The sequence below is a fragment of the Helicobacter canis genome (assembly GCF_900451095.1).
Taxonomy (GTDB): Bacteria; Campylobacterota; Campylobacteria; order Campylobacterales; family Helicobacteraceae; genus Helicobacter_B; species Helicobacter_B zhangjianzhongii.
This window is the reverse complement of the sequence record NZ_UGHV01000001.1, coordinates 411,207-426,841: the sequence shown is the minus strand read 5'-3', so window position 1 is coordinate 426,841 and position 15,635 is coordinate 411,207. Positions and strand designations below refer to the sequence as shown.

General features: G+C 46.8%; 20 protein-coding genes. 2 read left to right on the top strand and 18 right to left on the bottom strand.

The genetic code is table 11. From position 1 onward, the window contains the following. Positions 1 to 51 precede the first annotated feature (51 nt). Complete coding sequence (locus DX060_RS11140; protein ID WP_181814139.1) at positions 52 to 213, top strand: hypothetical protein; 162 nt, start codon at positions 52 to 54, stop codon at positions 211 to 213. Between the two features lie 29 nt (positions 214 to 242). Further along, positions 243 to 479 (top strand): hypothetical protein, encoded by a 237-nt coding sequence (locus DX060_RS02125; protein WP_115010938.1) that lies wholly within the window; start codon positions 243 to 245, stop codon positions 477 to 479. A 293-nt stretch (positions 480 to 772) separates the two neighbouring features. Here DX060_RS02125 and DX060_RS02120 read toward each other — a convergent pair whose 3' ends face one another. The 18 genes from DX060_RS02120 to DX060_RS02045 form a co-directional block, all read right to left on the bottom strand. After that, positions 773 to 1,378 carry an outer membrane beta-barrel protein gene (locus DX060_RS02120; RefSeq protein WP_181814138.1) on the bottom strand — a complete coding sequence of 202 codons (606 nt, stop codon included), beginning with the start codon at positions 1,376 to 1,378 and terminating at the stop codon, positions 773 to 775. 976 nt (positions 1,379 to 2,354) lie between these two features. Then, on the bottom strand, positions 2,355 to 3,917 hold the full coding sequence (locus DX060_RS02110) for an AAA family ATPase (RefSeq protein ID WP_115010935.1): 1,563 nt from the start codon (positions 3,915 to 3,917) through the stop codon (positions 2,355 to 2,357). Between the two features lie 39 nt (positions 3,918 to 3,956). Further along, positions 3,957 to 5,501, bottom strand: a complete 1,545-nt coding sequence (locus tag DX060_RS02105) for an NAD(+)/NADH kinase (protein ID WP_115010934.1) — start codon at positions 5,499 to 5,501, stop codon at positions 3,957 to 3,959. A gap of 62 nt (positions 5,502 to 5,563) precedes the next feature. After that, a complete protein-coding gene (locus tag DX060_RS02100; protein ID WP_115010933.1) occupies positions 5,564 to 6,424 on the bottom strand; it encodes a J domain-containing protein in 861 nt (286 codons plus the stop codon). 237 nt (positions 6,425 to 6,661) lie between these two features. Beyond that, positions 6,662 to 6,832: a hypothetical protein gene (locus tag DX060_RS11135; protein ID WP_181814137.1), complete on the bottom strand. Its 171-nt coding sequence runs from the start codon at positions 6,830 to 6,832 to the stop codon at positions 6,662 to 6,664. Continuing rightward, complete coding sequence (locus DX060_RS11130; protein WP_181814136.1) at positions 6,819 to 6,980, bottom strand: hypothetical protein; 162 nt, start codon at positions 6,978 to 6,980, stop codon at positions 6,819 to 6,821. Before DX060_RS11130 ends, DX060_RS11135 begins: the two co-directional genes overlap by 14 nt. A gap of 406 nt (positions 6,981 to 7,386) precedes the next feature. Beyond that, positions 7,387 to 8,739: an HAD-IB family hydrolase gene (locus DX060_RS11125; RefSeq protein ID WP_181814135.1), complete on the bottom strand. Its 1,353-nt coding sequence runs from the start codon at positions 8,737 to 8,739 to the stop codon at positions 7,387 to 7,389. Between the two features lie 18 nt (positions 8,740 to 8,757). Next, the gene (locus DX060_RS02085) at positions 8,758 to 9,831 is read right to left on the bottom strand and encodes a pyridoxal phosphate-dependent aminotransferase (protein ID WP_115010931.1); all 1,074 of its coding nucleotides are present in this window, start codon (positions 9,829 to 9,831) and stop codon (positions 8,758 to 8,760) included. Positions 9,832 to 9,839: 8 nt separating this feature from the next. After that, the gene (locus tag DX060_RS02080; protein WP_115010930.1) at positions 9,840 to 10,997 is read right to left on the bottom strand and encodes a sugar-transfer associated ATP-grasp domain-containing protein; all 1,158 of its coding nucleotides are present in this window, start codon (positions 10,995 to 10,997) and stop codon (positions 9,840 to 9,842) included. 237 nt (positions 10,998 to 11,234) lie between these two features. Further along, positions 11,235 to 11,363 (bottom strand): hypothetical protein, encoded by a 129-nt coding sequence (locus DX060_RS11805; RefSeq protein WP_258552159.1) that lies wholly within the window; start codon positions 11,361 to 11,363, stop codon positions 11,235 to 11,237. 52 nt (positions 11,364 to 11,415) lie between these two features. Next, entirely contained in the window at positions 11,416 to 11,562 is a 147-nt protein-coding gene (locus tag DX060_RS11120) for a hypothetical protein (protein ID WP_181814134.1), read from the bottom strand. Between the two features lie 13 nt (positions 11,563 to 11,575). Beyond that, positions 11,576 to 11,779, bottom strand: coding sequence for a hypothetical protein (locus DX060_RS10795; protein WP_115012375.1), 204 nt, complete (start codon positions 11,777 to 11,779; stop codon positions 11,576 to 11,578). A gap of 26 nt (positions 11,780 to 11,805) precedes the next feature. After that, positions 11,806 to 11,955 carry a DUF5989 family protein gene (locus DX060_RS11115; protein ID WP_170235161.1) on the bottom strand — a complete coding sequence of 50 codons (150 nt, stop codon included), beginning with the start codon at positions 11,953 to 11,955 and terminating at the stop codon, positions 11,806 to 11,808. A 12-nt stretch (positions 11,956 to 11,967) separates the two neighbouring features. Continuing rightward, positions 11,968 to 12,255: a hypothetical protein gene (locus DX060_RS11800; RefSeq protein WP_258552158.1), complete on the bottom strand. Its 288-nt coding sequence runs from the start codon at positions 12,253 to 12,255 to the stop codon at positions 11,968 to 11,970. Further along, positions 12,245 to 13,573, bottom strand: a complete 1,329-nt coding sequence (locus tag DX060_RS02060; protein ID WP_115010927.1) for an SGNH/GDSL hydrolase family protein — start codon at positions 13,571 to 13,573, stop codon at positions 12,245 to 12,247. The genes DX060_RS11800 and DX060_RS02060 overlap by 11 nt, the downstream gene beginning before the upstream one ends. A 10-nt stretch (positions 13,574 to 13,583) precedes the next feature. Beyond that, positions 13,584 to 13,952 (bottom strand): hypothetical protein, encoded by a 369-nt coding sequence (locus DX060_RS02055; RefSeq protein ID WP_258552157.1) that lies wholly within the window; start codon positions 13,950 to 13,952, stop codon positions 13,584 to 13,586. An 11-nt stretch (positions 13,953 to 13,963) separates the two neighbouring features. Beyond that, positions 13,964 to 14,368 (bottom strand): hypothetical protein, encoded by a 405-nt coding sequence (locus tag DX060_RS11795; RefSeq protein WP_258552156.1) that lies wholly within the window; start codon positions 14,366 to 14,368, stop codon positions 13,964 to 13,966. After that, the gene (locus DX060_RS02045) at positions 14,358 to 15,632 is read right to left on the bottom strand and encodes a hypothetical protein (protein WP_115010925.1); all 1,275 of its coding nucleotides are present in this window, start codon (positions 15,630 to 15,632) and stop codon (positions 14,358 to 14,360) included. Before DX060_RS02045 ends, DX060_RS11795 begins: the two co-directional genes overlap by 11 nt. Positions 15,633 to 15,635: the final 3 nt, after the last annotated feature.

The window sequence follows — 15,635 nt, the reverse complement described above, 5'->3', positions numbered from 1 at the left end:
CTTTTTGTTTTGTTGCTTGTGGATTACTAAAGAAGCTGCGCTACGCTTGCTTTGCCACGCGGTGCAAGCACCGCTCGCAATGACAAAGTGTCGGCTGCTCGCTTAAGTATTATGTGGAGCATTGCCCCTATTTTAAACATTTGCTACAATTTGCGCTTGACAAGCACAAATACCCTAGAGTATAAGCACTGCCAAGAGAAGCACAAGGGCTAAGACTAGCTAAGTCTATTAAAGGGAGAATAATGCCACAGCTAGATGGATTAAAAGAAGATTTAGCAATATTAAAATTCTGGCTAGGGATAGTTGTCGCTTCATTCTTAGCTATAATTGGCTGGCTAGCTACAAACTACAACAAAAGCGAATTATGGATTATAATTTCATCTATTATTCTTTTGTTTATGTTTGCATTTATCGCATTGTTAATCAACAAGAAAATGAGAAAAATCATCAAGCAAATCTATGAAAGCAAAAAGGAGTAAGAAATGGAATATCTTGTATTTGGCTCTATTATTCTTGGATTCTGTATCATAGCATATAGTGCATATACTGCGACATTAGAAAACAACAAATAGCCCAAGCAATCTACCTTAACCCATCATCGCAAGCTTTGCTAGAGCAAAGCGTGGCGATCTACAAATCCACTTTCACACTAGAATCTAGTTTTTGACTTTGGGCGGTGGCTTGCATATAGGCTCTTTGCTAGGGATTTGTGAAATGGATTTTACCCTACATACTTGCCTATATGCTTTAAATTCGGGCGTAGAAGTTGGATTTAGAGAAAGAGCATATATCGTAGCCCTACATACTGATACCCAGCACCAAAGGATAACTCAAATCGATGTTTATTATCTATTGTTAGACTTCCACCTGTTCGAACAGCCCATCCAAAATCAAAATTAGTTGCACTTCCTGAGCTACCGAGACCATAAATACTTCTGCTTGTGTAAGAATGTATTATAGGAACAACCCCCAAACCAATCCCACCAAATATCCCCCACACATACTTTTCTTTTGGTGTAAAGTCTAGCGTATAATCCACAAAAGCAAGTATAGGGAAGCTGTGCAATGCCTGAGAATACTTATTCCCATCAAAATCTGTGCCACCATCACCATAAAAGCCATACGCAACAACTCCATATCCCCTAATGCCCTGCCTGAATTTATCAACGATGTAGTATTCCTTAGGGAAATAATATTGATACCCAGCCAAAGCTTCTGCACCAACTTGCGCTTTCCAACCAAAAAATGTAGCACCAGCACCGATAAAAAACTTACCATAACCCTGTGAATCATTGGACTTTGCAGCATTTTCTGCTTGGAGAATCCCAAACGCCAAAGAACAAATAATTGCAGTTAAACCAAACAAACGACTTTTCACATCAATCTCCTTAAGTTTCAAAGTAGCCAAAATCTAAAATGCAGAAACAAAATTCTTTTTTTTTTTTTTTTTGATTAAGCTTAAATTACAAAAATATCGTAGTGCGGCAGCTATTAGTAATCGCTCCGCCCCTTAGGCGTTCGCCTGTCAGCCCAATTGCTCTGCACTACGCTGGTGACTACGCCAAAAAGAAGCAATATTGTAAAATTCACTTTTTTAATCAGTTGGGGAGTGTGATATAATCCAAGAATGGCAAAGGTTGATAAGCACAAAGAGCGATTAACAATGCTTAGATTCTGGCTAGGTATAGTCGTTGCTACATTGCTAGCGATTATTGGCTGGAGCATTACTAATTTTTCAAAATTAGAAACTTGGCTACTACTTCTAAGCTTACTATCTATCGTATTTCTGGTGCTTGTTGTAATATGGCTTTCAATTTACATTGACAAGAAAATAGATGAATTGGAGGATTTGTGATGTTAAACACGATTATTCTTGCCTGTATAGCTCTATCAGTATTTGTTATTCCTTTAATGGCTCTTAGAGCTATCATACACGATAAAAAAACAAGTAAATAACTAGGGCAATCTGCGCGCTTACGCGCTTGATTCACGCGCTAGTTGGAGGTTTGGTGATGAAATCTAGCTTAAGGCAGGGCTTACGCCCCGCGCCTTAGCGTTTGGCACTACCTTGCATTTTAAACCCAAAGAGCCTTAAAATCTAGATTCAAGCGTTGGGCGTGATTGGTAGTATTTGTAAGGTTATTTTTGAAAGAAATAGACAAGCTAGAAAAGGAGAAAGACTAATATGGGACTACTAGCGTTACTTTCGGCTTTTGTGGCGTTTTTTGGATTTACTGCATATTTGATTTATAAACTTTCAACAATCAAATAGCCCAAGCCTCCACCTTAACCCATCACCGCAAGCTTTGCACCGCAAGGCTCACAATGACGAGAAAAGGCGTTGCTACTAGAATCTAGTTTGCAGAGACTTGCCCTTGCTCTAGTCGCCTGCTAGCAAAGTCTAGGGCTTCTTGAGTGATATTTGCTCCGCTGATCATTCTAGCTAGCTCTTGCACCCTGCCTTGCTTATCAAGCAGGCGGACTTGCGAGTGCGCACCATCGCTGCTGACTAGATAGTGCGCGGTGGCTAGGCTTGGCATATGGGGCTGGTGAGAGATGGCAAAGACTTGATAGCTTTTGGCTAGCTCTTGGAGCACGCGCGCTACGCCCTCGCTCTCCTCCCCGCTTAAATTCGCATCAATCTCATCTAGGATTAGCACGCCCTGCTTCTTCTCCAGCCGCGCGCCCACGCACATCACTGCCAAACGCAGGCGGTTAAACTCCCCGGCAGAGAGTGTGGCGATACTGCTGTGATCTAGCCGTAGCTCTAGCATATCGCTGCCGCTATGGTCTAGGGGCTTTGGGCAAAGCGTGCAGGAGATGGGCTTAAGCTTTAGGGCAAGGCATAGGGCTTGCAAGGAGTCTTGCAGGCTTTTTAGCGCGCTTTGGCGCGTTTGCGTGAGAGCTTGGGCTTGGGAGCTTAGGCTAGATTCTAGCGCGGCAATGCGATCTTCTAGCTCTTTTGTCTTGGTGCTGGAGTCTTGCAGGGCTTCTAGCTTCTCTCTCTGGGCTTGCTCGTGCGCTAGGGCTGCTTCTATGCTGCCATAGCGTGTGATGAGACTTGAGAGAGCAGAGATCCTAGCTAGCAGGCTCTCTACATCTAAGTCTTGCAAGTTTTCTAGCTTTTGGGACTCTTCTTCTAGGGTGGCTTGGGTGTCGTTTAGGGCTTCTTCTAGGGTGGCTTGCAGCTCTGGCTTATCTAGCAGGGCTAGGGCAGAGCTTAGCGCGGAGGTGGATTCTAGCGCGGAGGTGGCTTTGGCTATGGACTCTAGGAGCTTTTCTTTGCGTGAAAGGGTCTTTTTGCACATTAGTAGCTCTTCATACTCGCCGACTTTGGGGGCTATGGAGGCGATCTGCTCTGCTTCAAAGCTCGCTATCTCTCTTAGGCTCTGGGCGTTTGCTTGCGCGCTTTTTAGGGCTTGTAGCTCCTTTTGCGCGCTCTCTAGGGCGCGGAAATGCTCGCGGAAGTCTCTTAGGCTCTCCTTGTGGCTGGGGGATTTCGCTATGGCTAGTTGATCAAGCAAGCCTAGCAGGCTGCTCTCTCCTAGCTCATCGCCGCCGCGCGAGTGGATATGCTTGACAAAGCGGCTTAGGATTAGAGATAGCTGCTTTTTGGCTATGGGGGTGAAATTGACAAAATAGCGGATCTTGTCCTTTTTGATGATTTTGATATTAAGCAGATCATTATCAATCCCTAGCTCTTCTTCAAAGATTTTGATGAGACTAGGGCTTAGGACAATGTCTGCTTCGATGATAGAGGCATTTGGCTCTTTGAGTCCAAAGCACGCTAAAAGCGAGTCCATAAGGACACTTTTGCCGCTGCCACTAGGACCGCTAAAGACACAAAACCCCGCGCTAAAATGCAGCTCCAAGCTCCCAAAAAGCGCGGAGTCTTCTATATGCAGCTTTTTTATCATCGCTTCTCCTTTTTCACGCGTATATGTTTCACGCTATGCTCATATCTGCTTGCCGCCTAAGCCAAACTTCTCTTCTAGCACGGCAAAGTAGCTTCGCTTGGGGTGCTGGATAAGCTGGATAGGGAAAGATCCTCGCACGATCAGTGTATCGCCCTTGCGGAAGTCTATGCGATCTTGCCCATCAAGCATAATCACAGAGTCCTCTTCTACACTAAAATGCAGGCAAAAATCATCGCTTACAATCATCGGTCGCTGCGTGAGCGAGTGCGCACAAACAGGGGTGAGCAAGATCACGCGGCATTGCGGATGCACGAGCGAGCCGCCAGCAGAGATATTATACGCGCTTGATCCTGTGGGCGTAGCGATGATAAGCCCATCGGCGCGGTAGGTGTGGAAATGCTCGTTGTTGATGGTGGCATAGATTTTGGTCATACCGGAGATGGCTTTTTTGGTGATTAGGATTTCGTTCAATACATAGAAGGGGCTATGTGTGTTGGGCGTTGGCTTTTTGCTGGTGGATTCGGCTTTTGGGCTAGAATCGTGGATTTCATCGCCGCGCGGCGTCGATAGACGCCCTAGTCTTATCTCCTTGCGCGGCTCGAAAAGCCCCGATTCTATCTCCAAAATCCTAGAATCCTTTGGCTGCTCGCCTACATTTGCGGCTTTCCTAGAATCCACTTTTCCTTCCGCCTGCGAGTCGTTTAAATTTTGGGCAGTTTTGCTGTCATTGCGAGCGGATTGTAAATCCGCGTGGCAATCCATTTTCTGCGATTTCTCAAAACTAGATTCTAGGTTTGTGTTATGGATCGCCACGCTCGTTTCACTCGCTCGCGATGACGGGAAAAGGGGTTCATCGGCTCGCGATGACAGAAATTGGGAGTGTGCTTGTGAAAAATGGGCGGAGCTAGAATCCACTTTTTCACTTTGCGGCTGGTTTTTATTTTCAGCAGATTTTTCACATAAAGCCTGATCTTCTTCAAGGATTCTAGGAATTGCGGTAGGGCTTTCAAAAGTGGATTCTAGGATTTGCGATGAGAAATCGTGGCTTTTACTAAAGAAACCTGCTGCGGCTTCGCCTTGCACCGCTTCGCTTGTTTTCGAGCCGCGCGCGGAGATAAGCCTTGAGTGGCTATCGCACAAGCGCGGCGATGAAATCCACGATTTATCGCGCAAAGCCGATTTTTCTAATGATCCTTGTAGCAGATAATGCAAATCCAGCACATACTCCCCCCCTTTTAGCAGCGGCACAAACTCTTCAAGCTCGCTCGGCTTAATCGCAGTAAGAAAGCCCAGCCGCCCCATATTGATCCCAAGCACAGGCAGATCTAGCCCTAGGCTTTTACGCACCGCAGAAATGAGCGTGCCATCGCCTCCTAAGCTGACTAACGCCTGCGCCCTTTGCCCAAGCTCGCTCTCCTTGCAGGCAAGCCTAGGATCTAGCCCCAAGCTTGCTACGCTAGATTCTAGCACGCACACCTCTACCCCAAATCGCTCAAATACCGCTATGACTTCATTGCACGCGCTTGCTAGCTCAGGGGACTCTGGGCGGACAATTAGGGCGATTTTTTCTATGGGTTGTGGCATTGGCTGGGCTTCTTTGGTGGATTCTCACACGGCTAGTCGTGTAGGCGTGATTGTAGCATAAGCTAGGCAGTGGCGCGTTTGTGAATCTTGGCGTTTTTGATAGTCTTGTAGGCGTGGGAGATTTTTTTGAAGCGGTCTTGGTAGTATTCTTGCGTGTGGGGATCTTTGTCTAGGGCATTATCAGGGTGGAAGATTTTAGCAAGCTTTAGGTATTGCTTTTTGACTGCTTCTAGTGATTCATCAAATCCCACATCTAGCTCGCTATAACACTTGCGCAGCAGGTATTCTTCGCGCGTTAGGAAGCCCTCGCCCTCTTCTGGCTTTTGGTATTCAAACTCTAGGGCGACATTGTGGATCACGCGCGAGCTGATAAGCTCTATCACACTCTGCCACATCGACTCGCTATACCCAGCGGCGTTAATGCAAAACTCATTTTCTACTTCATAGATGATTTTACCGCTAAAAAGCGTGCGGATATAGCGGCGTGCTACGCGATCATCTTCTTCAAGTCGCAAAAGCACTTGATCAAGGCTAGCTAGGTGGATATGGACTTTGACGCGCTTTAGCATATCATTGGGGCTAGTGATTTTAATGCGTATGGGCAAGTGGGAGTGGCTTAGGATCTGCTCTAGCTCGGTAGGCTCGCTTGGCTCTGGCTCGCTCTGGCTACTAGAATCCACTTTTTGCAAGGGCTGGCGTGGGAGAAGCTTGGTGCTATGCTCGCTCTGCAAAGTAGCGTGATAAGCCCAATTGATTAAATAATCTTTCTTAAACCGCTCGCCATCATCTAGAATCAGCACAGAGCTAGATAGGCGATAATGCTTAGAGAAGTGTTTTTGTGCGTATTCTAGGGCTTTATCGAGCAGGCGCGTGCCTTTAAGCAGCTCGATCTGCACATAACGATCACAATAAGTAATATTCATCGCGTGTCCTTTCTAGCCCTTAATTGTAGCAATAAATGTTCCTATATATTCGGCATTTTTGGCAGAAGTTTAAGCGAGCGATTCAGCCTTGGGTGAGCATTCACCTGATTGCGTGATTTTTGGAGTAGTCATTACCGCTTAGGTAACTTCCACCCCAAAAATCACGCAAAACAAGCGAAGCGAAGTTTCTTTAGAAAACAAGCGAAGCGGTGCAAGGCGAAGCCGAAGCAGGTTTCTTTAGAAAACAAGCGAAGCAATACCGCAATTCTTAGAATCGTTTGGGCTAGAATCCGCTTTTATACAACGCCGATTTTTTTTGAAAACGCCCATTTTTCTGTCATTGCGAGCCTTGCCGCTAGGCAAGGCGTGGCAAAACAAGCGAAGCGAAGTTTCTTTAGTAATCCACACATTCTGCGCTAGCAGAATACTTTTTTCTAGAATCCACTTTTGCGCCTTTATGGATCGCCACGCTCGTTTCACTCGCTCGCGATGACGATAGGGTGGTATGGCACACGGCTCGCGATGATAGAAAAAGGGCATTGCTCCTAGAATCCACTTTTTCTAAAGAAGCTACGCTTTGTGTTTTTTGTGCGTTGTTTAAAAAAGTGGATTCTAGGGTTTGAGTTGATTTTTCACAAGGGCTGTTTTTTTGTCATTGCGAGCGGATTGAAAATCCGCGTGGCAAAACAAGCGAAGCGAAGTTTCTTTAGTAATCCACTTTTGCGGATTTTCACTTTCAGCCTGTTTGTCTTCCCCAAGGATTCTAGGAATTGCGGTAGTGCTTTCGTAGCTTTTAGCAAATTTTCTAAAGAAACTGCGCTTCGCTTGTTTTGGGGCAGAGCTAGACTAGAGGTCTGCGGTTGTCCCAAAATTTGCTAAATCTAGGGAATGACTACCCAAAACAAGCGAAGCGGTCGGCGTTAGCCGATGTTTCTTTAGTAAAGCCGAATCCCCCAGCAACACTAAGGCACTAAGATTGGATAGCCTAGGATTCTCGCCCACCTCGTCTCCTGACTACCCTGCACCACGCAGGGCTTGCCCACTAGAGAGAGCAGCGGCACATCACTTGGGCAGTCGCTATAGGCATAGGAGTTTGGCAAGTCGTATTGCGCTAGGTCTAGGCGATCATCTAGGGCATAGAGCTTGCGCTCTTGCATTGTGTGTAGCCCTGATCTATTGCCGCTTAGGATCTCTTGCCCTTGTTTATCAAAAGTGGATTCTAGCTCGACGGCTAGGATTGTATCTATGCCAAATTGCTGCATAAAAGGGCGGATATAAATGCCAAGCCCTCCAGATACCACGACTATGGTATGCCCCTGCGCCTTGTGCCACAGCAGCCTATCTAGGACTTTTTGATTGATATGAGTGCGTAGGCTTAGGGCGTAGGAGTGGGCTAGGGATAGGGCGGTTGAGAGAGGCAAGCCAGCTAGCTCAGGATAAGTAGGAATTATCAGGGCTTTGTGTAGCAGATTGAGCTTTTTTGGTTTGGGCGTTGGCTTTGCGCGATAAAGCAGGGAGTTTGTGGCTCGCGGCGTCGATAGACCTCTAGTCTTATCTCCTTGCTCGCCACTGCACAACCCTGCTTTCTCATCGCAAATCCTGCCGCCTGCAGCTTGGCTACAAAACACATTTTGAGCTTGGCTTTCAAAAATCCTAGAATCCTTTGCGGAGTCGCTTAGAGTTGTGGCGTTTTTATTAAAAATCGCAAATCCTGCCGCCTGCGGCGTTTCTACATTTTGGGCGTTTTTGTTGAAAATCCTAGAATCCTGCGCCAAGCCGCTTAGATTTCTGTCATTGCGAGCCTTGCCGCTAGGCAAGGCGTGGCAATCCATAGTTTTTGCGGAAGCAAAAATGGGAGTATCACTAGAATCCACTTTTTCACAAGGGCTATTTTTGCTGTCATTGCGAGACGCTGCGGTAGCAGCGGCGTGGCAATCCACACATTCCGCGCTAGTAGAATACTTTTTTCTAGAATCCACTTTTGCGCCTTTATGGATCGCCACGCCGACTTCATCGGCTCGCGATGACGGGAAAAGGTGTTCATCGGCTCGCGATGACAATTCTAAATCTGCGGAATGACTACCCAAAACAAGCGAAGCGTTCGGCGATAGCCGATGTTTCTTTAGTAAAGCCGAATCCCCGCTAAGCAAAGCCTTATAGAGAATCCTAGCCCCTTTGCGCAGCAGTCTCTGTTTATACGAGCTTGGCGACCTATACGCGCTATTTGCCTTGCGTGCTAGCTCCAAAAAGGGCGATATACTCTGTCTATCCACGATCGTTTCACAAAAGTCAAAAATCGCTAGAATCTGCTTCATCGCCTTTTCTCTCACGCGCTAATTTTGAGTAATAAAATCTTGCATATAGTGGGCGACTTTTTGCATTTGGGCTTTTGTGCCAATACTTATGCGGCAGTGGCTTGGCAGAATATGCGCGTAATTGCGGATAAATATATGCTTAGATTCTAAAAATTCACATAGGTTCTCAGCTTTGTCATAACGCAGAAAGACAAAATTCGCCTCTGTGGTATAGACATAAAGATCTCGCATTTCTCCCAAAACTTGTAAAAAATACTGCCTGCCTTGCTTGACTTCTTTGACATAATCTTGCATATATGCGATGTTTTCTAGTGCCGCAATTGCGCCGATTTGTGATAAATGCGGGATATTTTTGGCGTTTCTTAAGCGATTTAGAGCGGTTATATTTTGGGCGGTGCTTAGGACATAGCCTATCCGCAGTGAAGCAAGCCCAAAGGCTTTGGAAAATGTCCTTGTGATGATGAGGTTTGGCGTGTGTGGCACGATATGTGCCAAGCTTATACCGCAAAACTCATAATACGCTTCATCGACAATAAACATAATATCCGCATATTTTTGTATGAGCTTTGTAAGGGCATTTGTATCGTGTAGTGTGCCGGTTGGGTTGTTGGGGTTGCAGATGTAGAGCATTTGGGGCGCGTTAGATTCTAGGAATGTATCTAATTTCTCCCATTCAATATTGCCGCTATTTGTGTGGAAAAATACGCTTTGTAGCCCTCTGCCTTGCGCGCTTGAGCGGAAATTATCATAAGTGGGTGCGATAATGCACACGCGATCGCCAGCCATCGCAAAAACTTGCAAGATAAATTCGTGCGCACAATCCGAGCTTGCAAAAGTCTCTATACACGAGCTAGGAAGCTTTGTATATGTGCTTAGAAGTTGTAGTAATGTATCGTTTTTGGTGTTGGGATACCAATGCAAGTGATCATTTTCTAGGGCTTTGTGTAGGGCTAGCAAAACTTGTGGCGAGGGCGGCAGTGTGGATTCGTTCCAATCGAGTTTTAAAATATCTTTGTGATTTGGGATTTCCCATATTTTATGCGCTATTGGGATATAGGGTTTTAGTGTTTGGATAAAAATATTTGGCTGCATAAGAGACTTTAATATTTTGCGTGATGTGTCGCTGCTGAAGTGATGATTTCTTGGTGGTTTTTGAACATCGGCTCATTGAGCTGCTCCATTATTTCGCATCCGGGCACATCAGGGTTGATTTCTATAAACAATGGCTTATTTGTGCTATCTAGGGTGAAGTCCCAGCCAATTAGCCCAAAATGTGGCAAAAGCGAGTGCATATCGCGCGTCATCGCTAGCAGCTCCTTGAAGCTAGGGATTGGCGTGGATTTGTAGCTTAGATCTTTGGCATTTGGCAGCGCGGCGATAGGCTCGCCCTTGCCCCTAATGATAAAATCTCGCAATAGCCCAGAATCCATATCAATCCCTATGCGGAAATGCCCGCCATTAGAAGTAAGCCCATCTTCGCCCACAAGCAAGGTCGCTGATACGATAGAAAAGCTGCCTTCATACAGCAGGCTTACTATGCGGATCGTGTTGATACTTGTGGGATTTAGCGCGGATAGGAATGGAGCTTGGGCGATTTTGTCCTGCACGATGAAATCACTTGGATAGTGGCGCAGCAAGGACTCTAGCTCATCTTTGTCTAGGGTGGATTCTAGCAGGCGGATATTGCTGCCAGAGCCGGTTTCGCTAGCTCTTGTGGGCTTGATCACACAAGGCGTGCTAGAACGCACAAGCTGGATAAAATCCGCTTGGGAGATGATCTTGTGGCGCAGGGGATTTGGGGTGGATTCTAGCGCGGAGGATTTAGGCTTGCTAGAATCTAGCACATAGTAGCTGCCATTGATACGCCTAGCAATCGTGCTTGGGCGATTGTAGGTAGAAAAAAGCGCGTCATAGTAGTTTTTATCCGCTAGGGCTTTGGCGTAGCCTTGGGTGTTGAGATAGGGCAGGAGTGTAAGATAGTAGAAAGCATTGTCAAGGTAGGCAGGGTGGCTGGGGCAGAAGCGGTTAGAATTGTAGATGATCGTATGCCAGCTAAGCGTGTGCCTTAAGCGGTGCTTAGGCAAAAGGGGCTGCCAAAACGCTAGGGCTTCTTGCTTGGCAGGCTCTGGCAGGGGGGATAGGTGCTTGTGTATGGCTAGATAATTTTGCGTCTTTTGGTCAAAATACTTCATCGCTTGGTGGGTGTGGTAAGCGGACTTGGCGCGTTTGTAGAGAGACTTGGCAAGGGGCTTTAGCATTCTTATCCTTAGTCCTAGTGCTAGGGCTAGCACTTGGGATTTGGGTGGGAATGCTACTCCCCCCCCCTTAAAAACTCATTAAACCGCTTTAGGTTGTGGGCGTTGGCTTTTTGGCTAGAATCGGCGATTGCTTCGCGCGCCCTGCGGTTACATACGCCCAAGTATGCGCCCTTGCACGCGCTCGCAAAGCCCCGATTCTATCTCAAAAATCCTGCCGCCTGTGGCTTTTTAGGCGATTTAGCCTTGGGTGAGCAATGCGGCAGTGTTGCGCGTTATGGCAAAGGCACGATCGCCAAGATCGCTAACCTTTACCATAACGCGCAAAGCTCCCACAGCCCCACTGCAATTCTTAGAATCGTTTTGCACTAGAATCCGTTTTTAAAATTCTGCCGCCTGTAGTGTTTTAGGCGATTTGGCTTTACTCAAGAAAGCTGCCTTGAAAACAAGGGATACCGCTTAGGCTGTGCCGATGTTTCTTTAGAAAGCCACGATTTTTCATCTCAACTGCTTCCGCCTGCGACTCGCTTACATTTTTGGCGTTTTTGTTAAAAATCCTAGAATCCACTTTTTCACAAGGGCTATTTTTTTGTCATTGCGAGCGGATTGAAAATCCGCGTGGCAATCCACTTTTGCGGATTTTCACACGAGGCACGATTGTCTTCTTCAAGGATTCTAGGAATTGCGGTGGGGCTGTGGGAGCTTTGGCGTTTTTGTGGAAGGTTAGCGATCTTGGCGATCGTGCCTTTGCCATAACGCGCAACACTGCCGCATTGCTCACCCAAAGCCGAATCCCACAAATCCCTTTGCGTTAAAAAATCGTATAAATAAACGGCGCAACTGCTGAGCCCTTAGCCAGCACAATAAGCGCACCTAAGAAAAGCATCACCACAATCACAGGGAAAAGCCAAAATTTCTTGCGCTCTTTCAAAAACGCCCATAGCTCTTTGATTAGGTTCATTACTGCTCCTTTTTAGTTTGATGTTGGATTTTGGCTGGTGGATTTGGCTTTTTGCGATAAATGCGGGAGCGGCGGACAATCGCTGCAGTCATTACCGCTAAGGTAACTCCTTTGCGATTGTCCTTGCAACCCACATTTCTCGTCAAAAATCCTAGAATCCACTTTTGCGCCTTTGTGGATCGCCACGCTCGTTTCACTCGCTCGCGATGACGGGAAAAGGGGTTCATCGGCTTGCGATGACGGGAAAAGGGGTTCATCGGCTTGCGATGACAGAAAATGGGCGTTGCTCCTAGAATCCACTTTTTGCCTTTATGCTGCCGCTTTCTATCCGTGCGGCGATAAACTCCGCGATCTGCGCATTTGCTCTAGCGTTTGGGTGGGTATCCCAGCGCGAGATACGATAAGCGAAATGCTCCAAATCCCCGCGCTTAACCCGCGCTAAGTCCTGCTTATACTCATCTCCTAGAATCTCGCTCATTGTCCAAAACTTTATGCCCATTTGCGCTAGGCTCTCTTGTATTAGGCTATCGTATCTGTCTAAAAACTGCGCGTGCATATCGTAGTCATACACAAGCACATAAAGCGGCGCGTTGTATCGCTCGCGCAAAATGGCTTGGATTTTAGCCACAATGGCGAAGTAGGGCTGCGTATCTTTAATGGGTAAATTAATGTCAGGGTGAGAGGCGACACCGATTTGATACGACTCTAAGGCTAAGAGATCTTTAGAATCATAGTTTTGACTAGGGTTTGAGATGAACTTAACTATATATGATTTTTCAAGCTGGTTTATGAGCTTTTCTTGTATAGTAAAGGGCTTTGGCGTTGTGTAGTCTTCTTTATAGAAGGGCTTTTGCGCTTCTTTGGTAAATACGCCTTGGTATCGCGGTGTGCCGGTAGGATCTAGCGTGTATTTTGGACCTAGCACCGCGCCTAATGCGCGATAAATATGATGTGGGATAATGATGTAGAAAAAGATATTTTCTTGGCATTGTGATAGTGCTTGCTTGTCAAGATCAAATTCTAATCGCGCTAGCATTGTATGTGCCCCTGCGCCACCTATGCCAAAGTTATTGATATGGAAATGTGGCAGATCTTTGGCTAAAAATGCTCCTAGAGTCTCATCATCGCTAAGTCCCGAGCCATAGGCGAAGCTACCGCCATAAATATTGATACAGGCTTTAGAGTCGTTGTTGTGTGGGGTTATGCGATTGCCATAAGTATCGTGCGTGTAAGTGGGATCATAGACAAGCTTGCCATCGACTGAAAAAGGAGTTTGTATAAAGAGATTGGGCGTATTGGCAAAGCCCAAAATCTCGTGCGGCTGTGTAAGCCGAGAGCTGCTTATAGCAAGCTTTTTGTAGTAGAAAAAGCCTTCGCCTGCGATTATGCAAAGTGGGAGTATGGTGAGATATGAGAGCGTGAGCTTAAGGGCTTCCGTGCGGGATTTACGCGCGAAGTAGATGAGAAGTAGCGTGAGTGCCGCGCTAATCCACATATATGGCAAGATACTATACTCAAATTTCTGCATACACACTCCATCTAGCTTTAGCACTATGGCACTAGTGCCAAGCCAAGCTAGAATCCACAGCGTGAGCGTTAGGGGTTTGTGCCATCTCATCGTGCTTCCTTTAGAATTGGTTTTTCATACTTGTGGGCTGCTTGTCGCGCTTGATGAAGTAGCTGTCATTATGAAGCTTGGGGGCGAGAATATCGCGCCTAGCTAGCTTAAACACCAGCCCCAAAGGCACAAACACGCAAAAATACAGCACCACCAGCGATGCGCGAGAAATGCACCAGCCCATCACGCTGCCGACTTTTATCTGCGCGATATAGAGTGGTGTGGCAAGCTTGGGGTAAGCTTGCAAGGCTAGGGCTATGCCAAGCCCTGTAATCGCCCAGATTCTATAATGATCGTGTAGAAGGACTCCAGAGAGTAGGAAGAGGGCAAAAATCCCCGCCCAAATGCTTAAGAATATGCGTAAGTCATAAGCACTCATAATAGCTCCTTTTAGTTAGTGGATTTGGCTTTGCGCGATAAATGCGGGAGCGGCGGACAATCGCTGCAGTCATTACCGCTAAGGTAACTCCTTTGCGATTTTCCTTGCAACCCACATTTCTCATCAAAAATCCTAGAATCCTTTGCCTGCTTGCTTACATTTGCAGCTTTCCTAGAATCCACTTTTGCGCCTTTGTGGATCGCCACGCTCGTTTCACTCGCTCGCGATGACAGGAAATGGGGTTCATCGGCTCGCGATGACGGGAAAAGGGGTTGATCGGCTCGCGATGACAGAGAGAAGTCAGCTTGTGAGATAAAAGTGGATTCTAGGGTGTGTTTTGTGTGTATAGATCGCCGTGCTTTGTCTTGCGCCAAAGCTTGCAATGACAATAAAAGGGCGTTGCTCCTAGAATCCACTTTTTGCCTTTATGCTGCCGCTTTCTATCCGCTCGGCGATAAACTCCGCGATCTGCGCATTTGCCCGAGCATTTGGGTGTAAATCACAGCTATGGATCGCGTAGGCTTCCCTTTGCTGCTTATAGTTGGGCAAAATCTCGCTAGCTAGCACTAAATCCATTGCCCCCCCCCCTAAGCCGTTTGCAAAATGCTTAGTAATCGCGTGCGACTCCTTGCGCTCTATCTCATCGCTTACATCACTAGAGTCCCACAGCACAAGCGCAAAGCGTGCATTAAACTGCTCTTGTAGCTGCTTTTGCAGCGCGCCAATAATCGCAAAATACAGGGCGTTATGGCTCTCATCATAGCTATACACAGGGGCAAGAAGCTTGTAGAGATAGCTTTGTGCTAGGCGGGCTTGGAGCTTAGGGGCAAGCTTGGCTAGCAAGGGACTTGTATGCAAATATGCATTGCCCCACACTAGAGAGCCACTAGGATCAAGGGAGAATCTAGGGGCATTTGTGCCTTGCTCCCACGATGAAAAGCCACTAGCCCTAGCGATATGCCCGGGCAAGCTCTCATAGATAGCTAGCACGCTCGCGCAGTCTTTGACTACGCGCTTTACCTCGCCGCTTTGCACAAGGGCTAGGGCTTGGTGGGGTCCATAGCCGTGGAAGCCGAAATTATAGATCCTAGCATTTGTGTGTGTGCCAAAGTAAAAGGGCAGGGTTTCATTATCCTGCACGCCTTCACCTATGGTAAAACTATCGCCAAAAAACAGCACACAAGAGCTAGAATCCACTTTACTACTAGGCGTGATCCGCCAGCCAAACTCATCGGTGGTGTAGGAGACATTGTAGATAGTTGTGCCATTATGCGTGGTTTTATGCGCGGTGGCGGTGATGCTTGGCTTGCCTTTGTAGCCTGTGATAGGGCTTGGGGTGAAGTAATCACTCGCATAAGTGCCGCTTGTGCTAGCAGCGCAAGGATCTTGCTCAAAAGTGGATTCTAGCGTGTAGTAGCCATACAGCTCGCCTATGATTATGCAAAGTGGGAGTATGGTGAGATAAGAGAGTGCGAGCTTAAGGGATTTGCGCTTTGAGACTATGGCAAGGTAGATTAGCAGCCCTAAAGCCCCTAAGCTAATTAGCGCAAAAGGCAAGATCCCAAAGCCTGCGCGACCCTTTAGCACGCTATCTAGCTTTAGAGTCGCTATGCTTGCTAGAATCCACACCAAAGCCCATAGTAGCCCACGCATTTTTATGCTTAATTTGCTATATCTCATCTT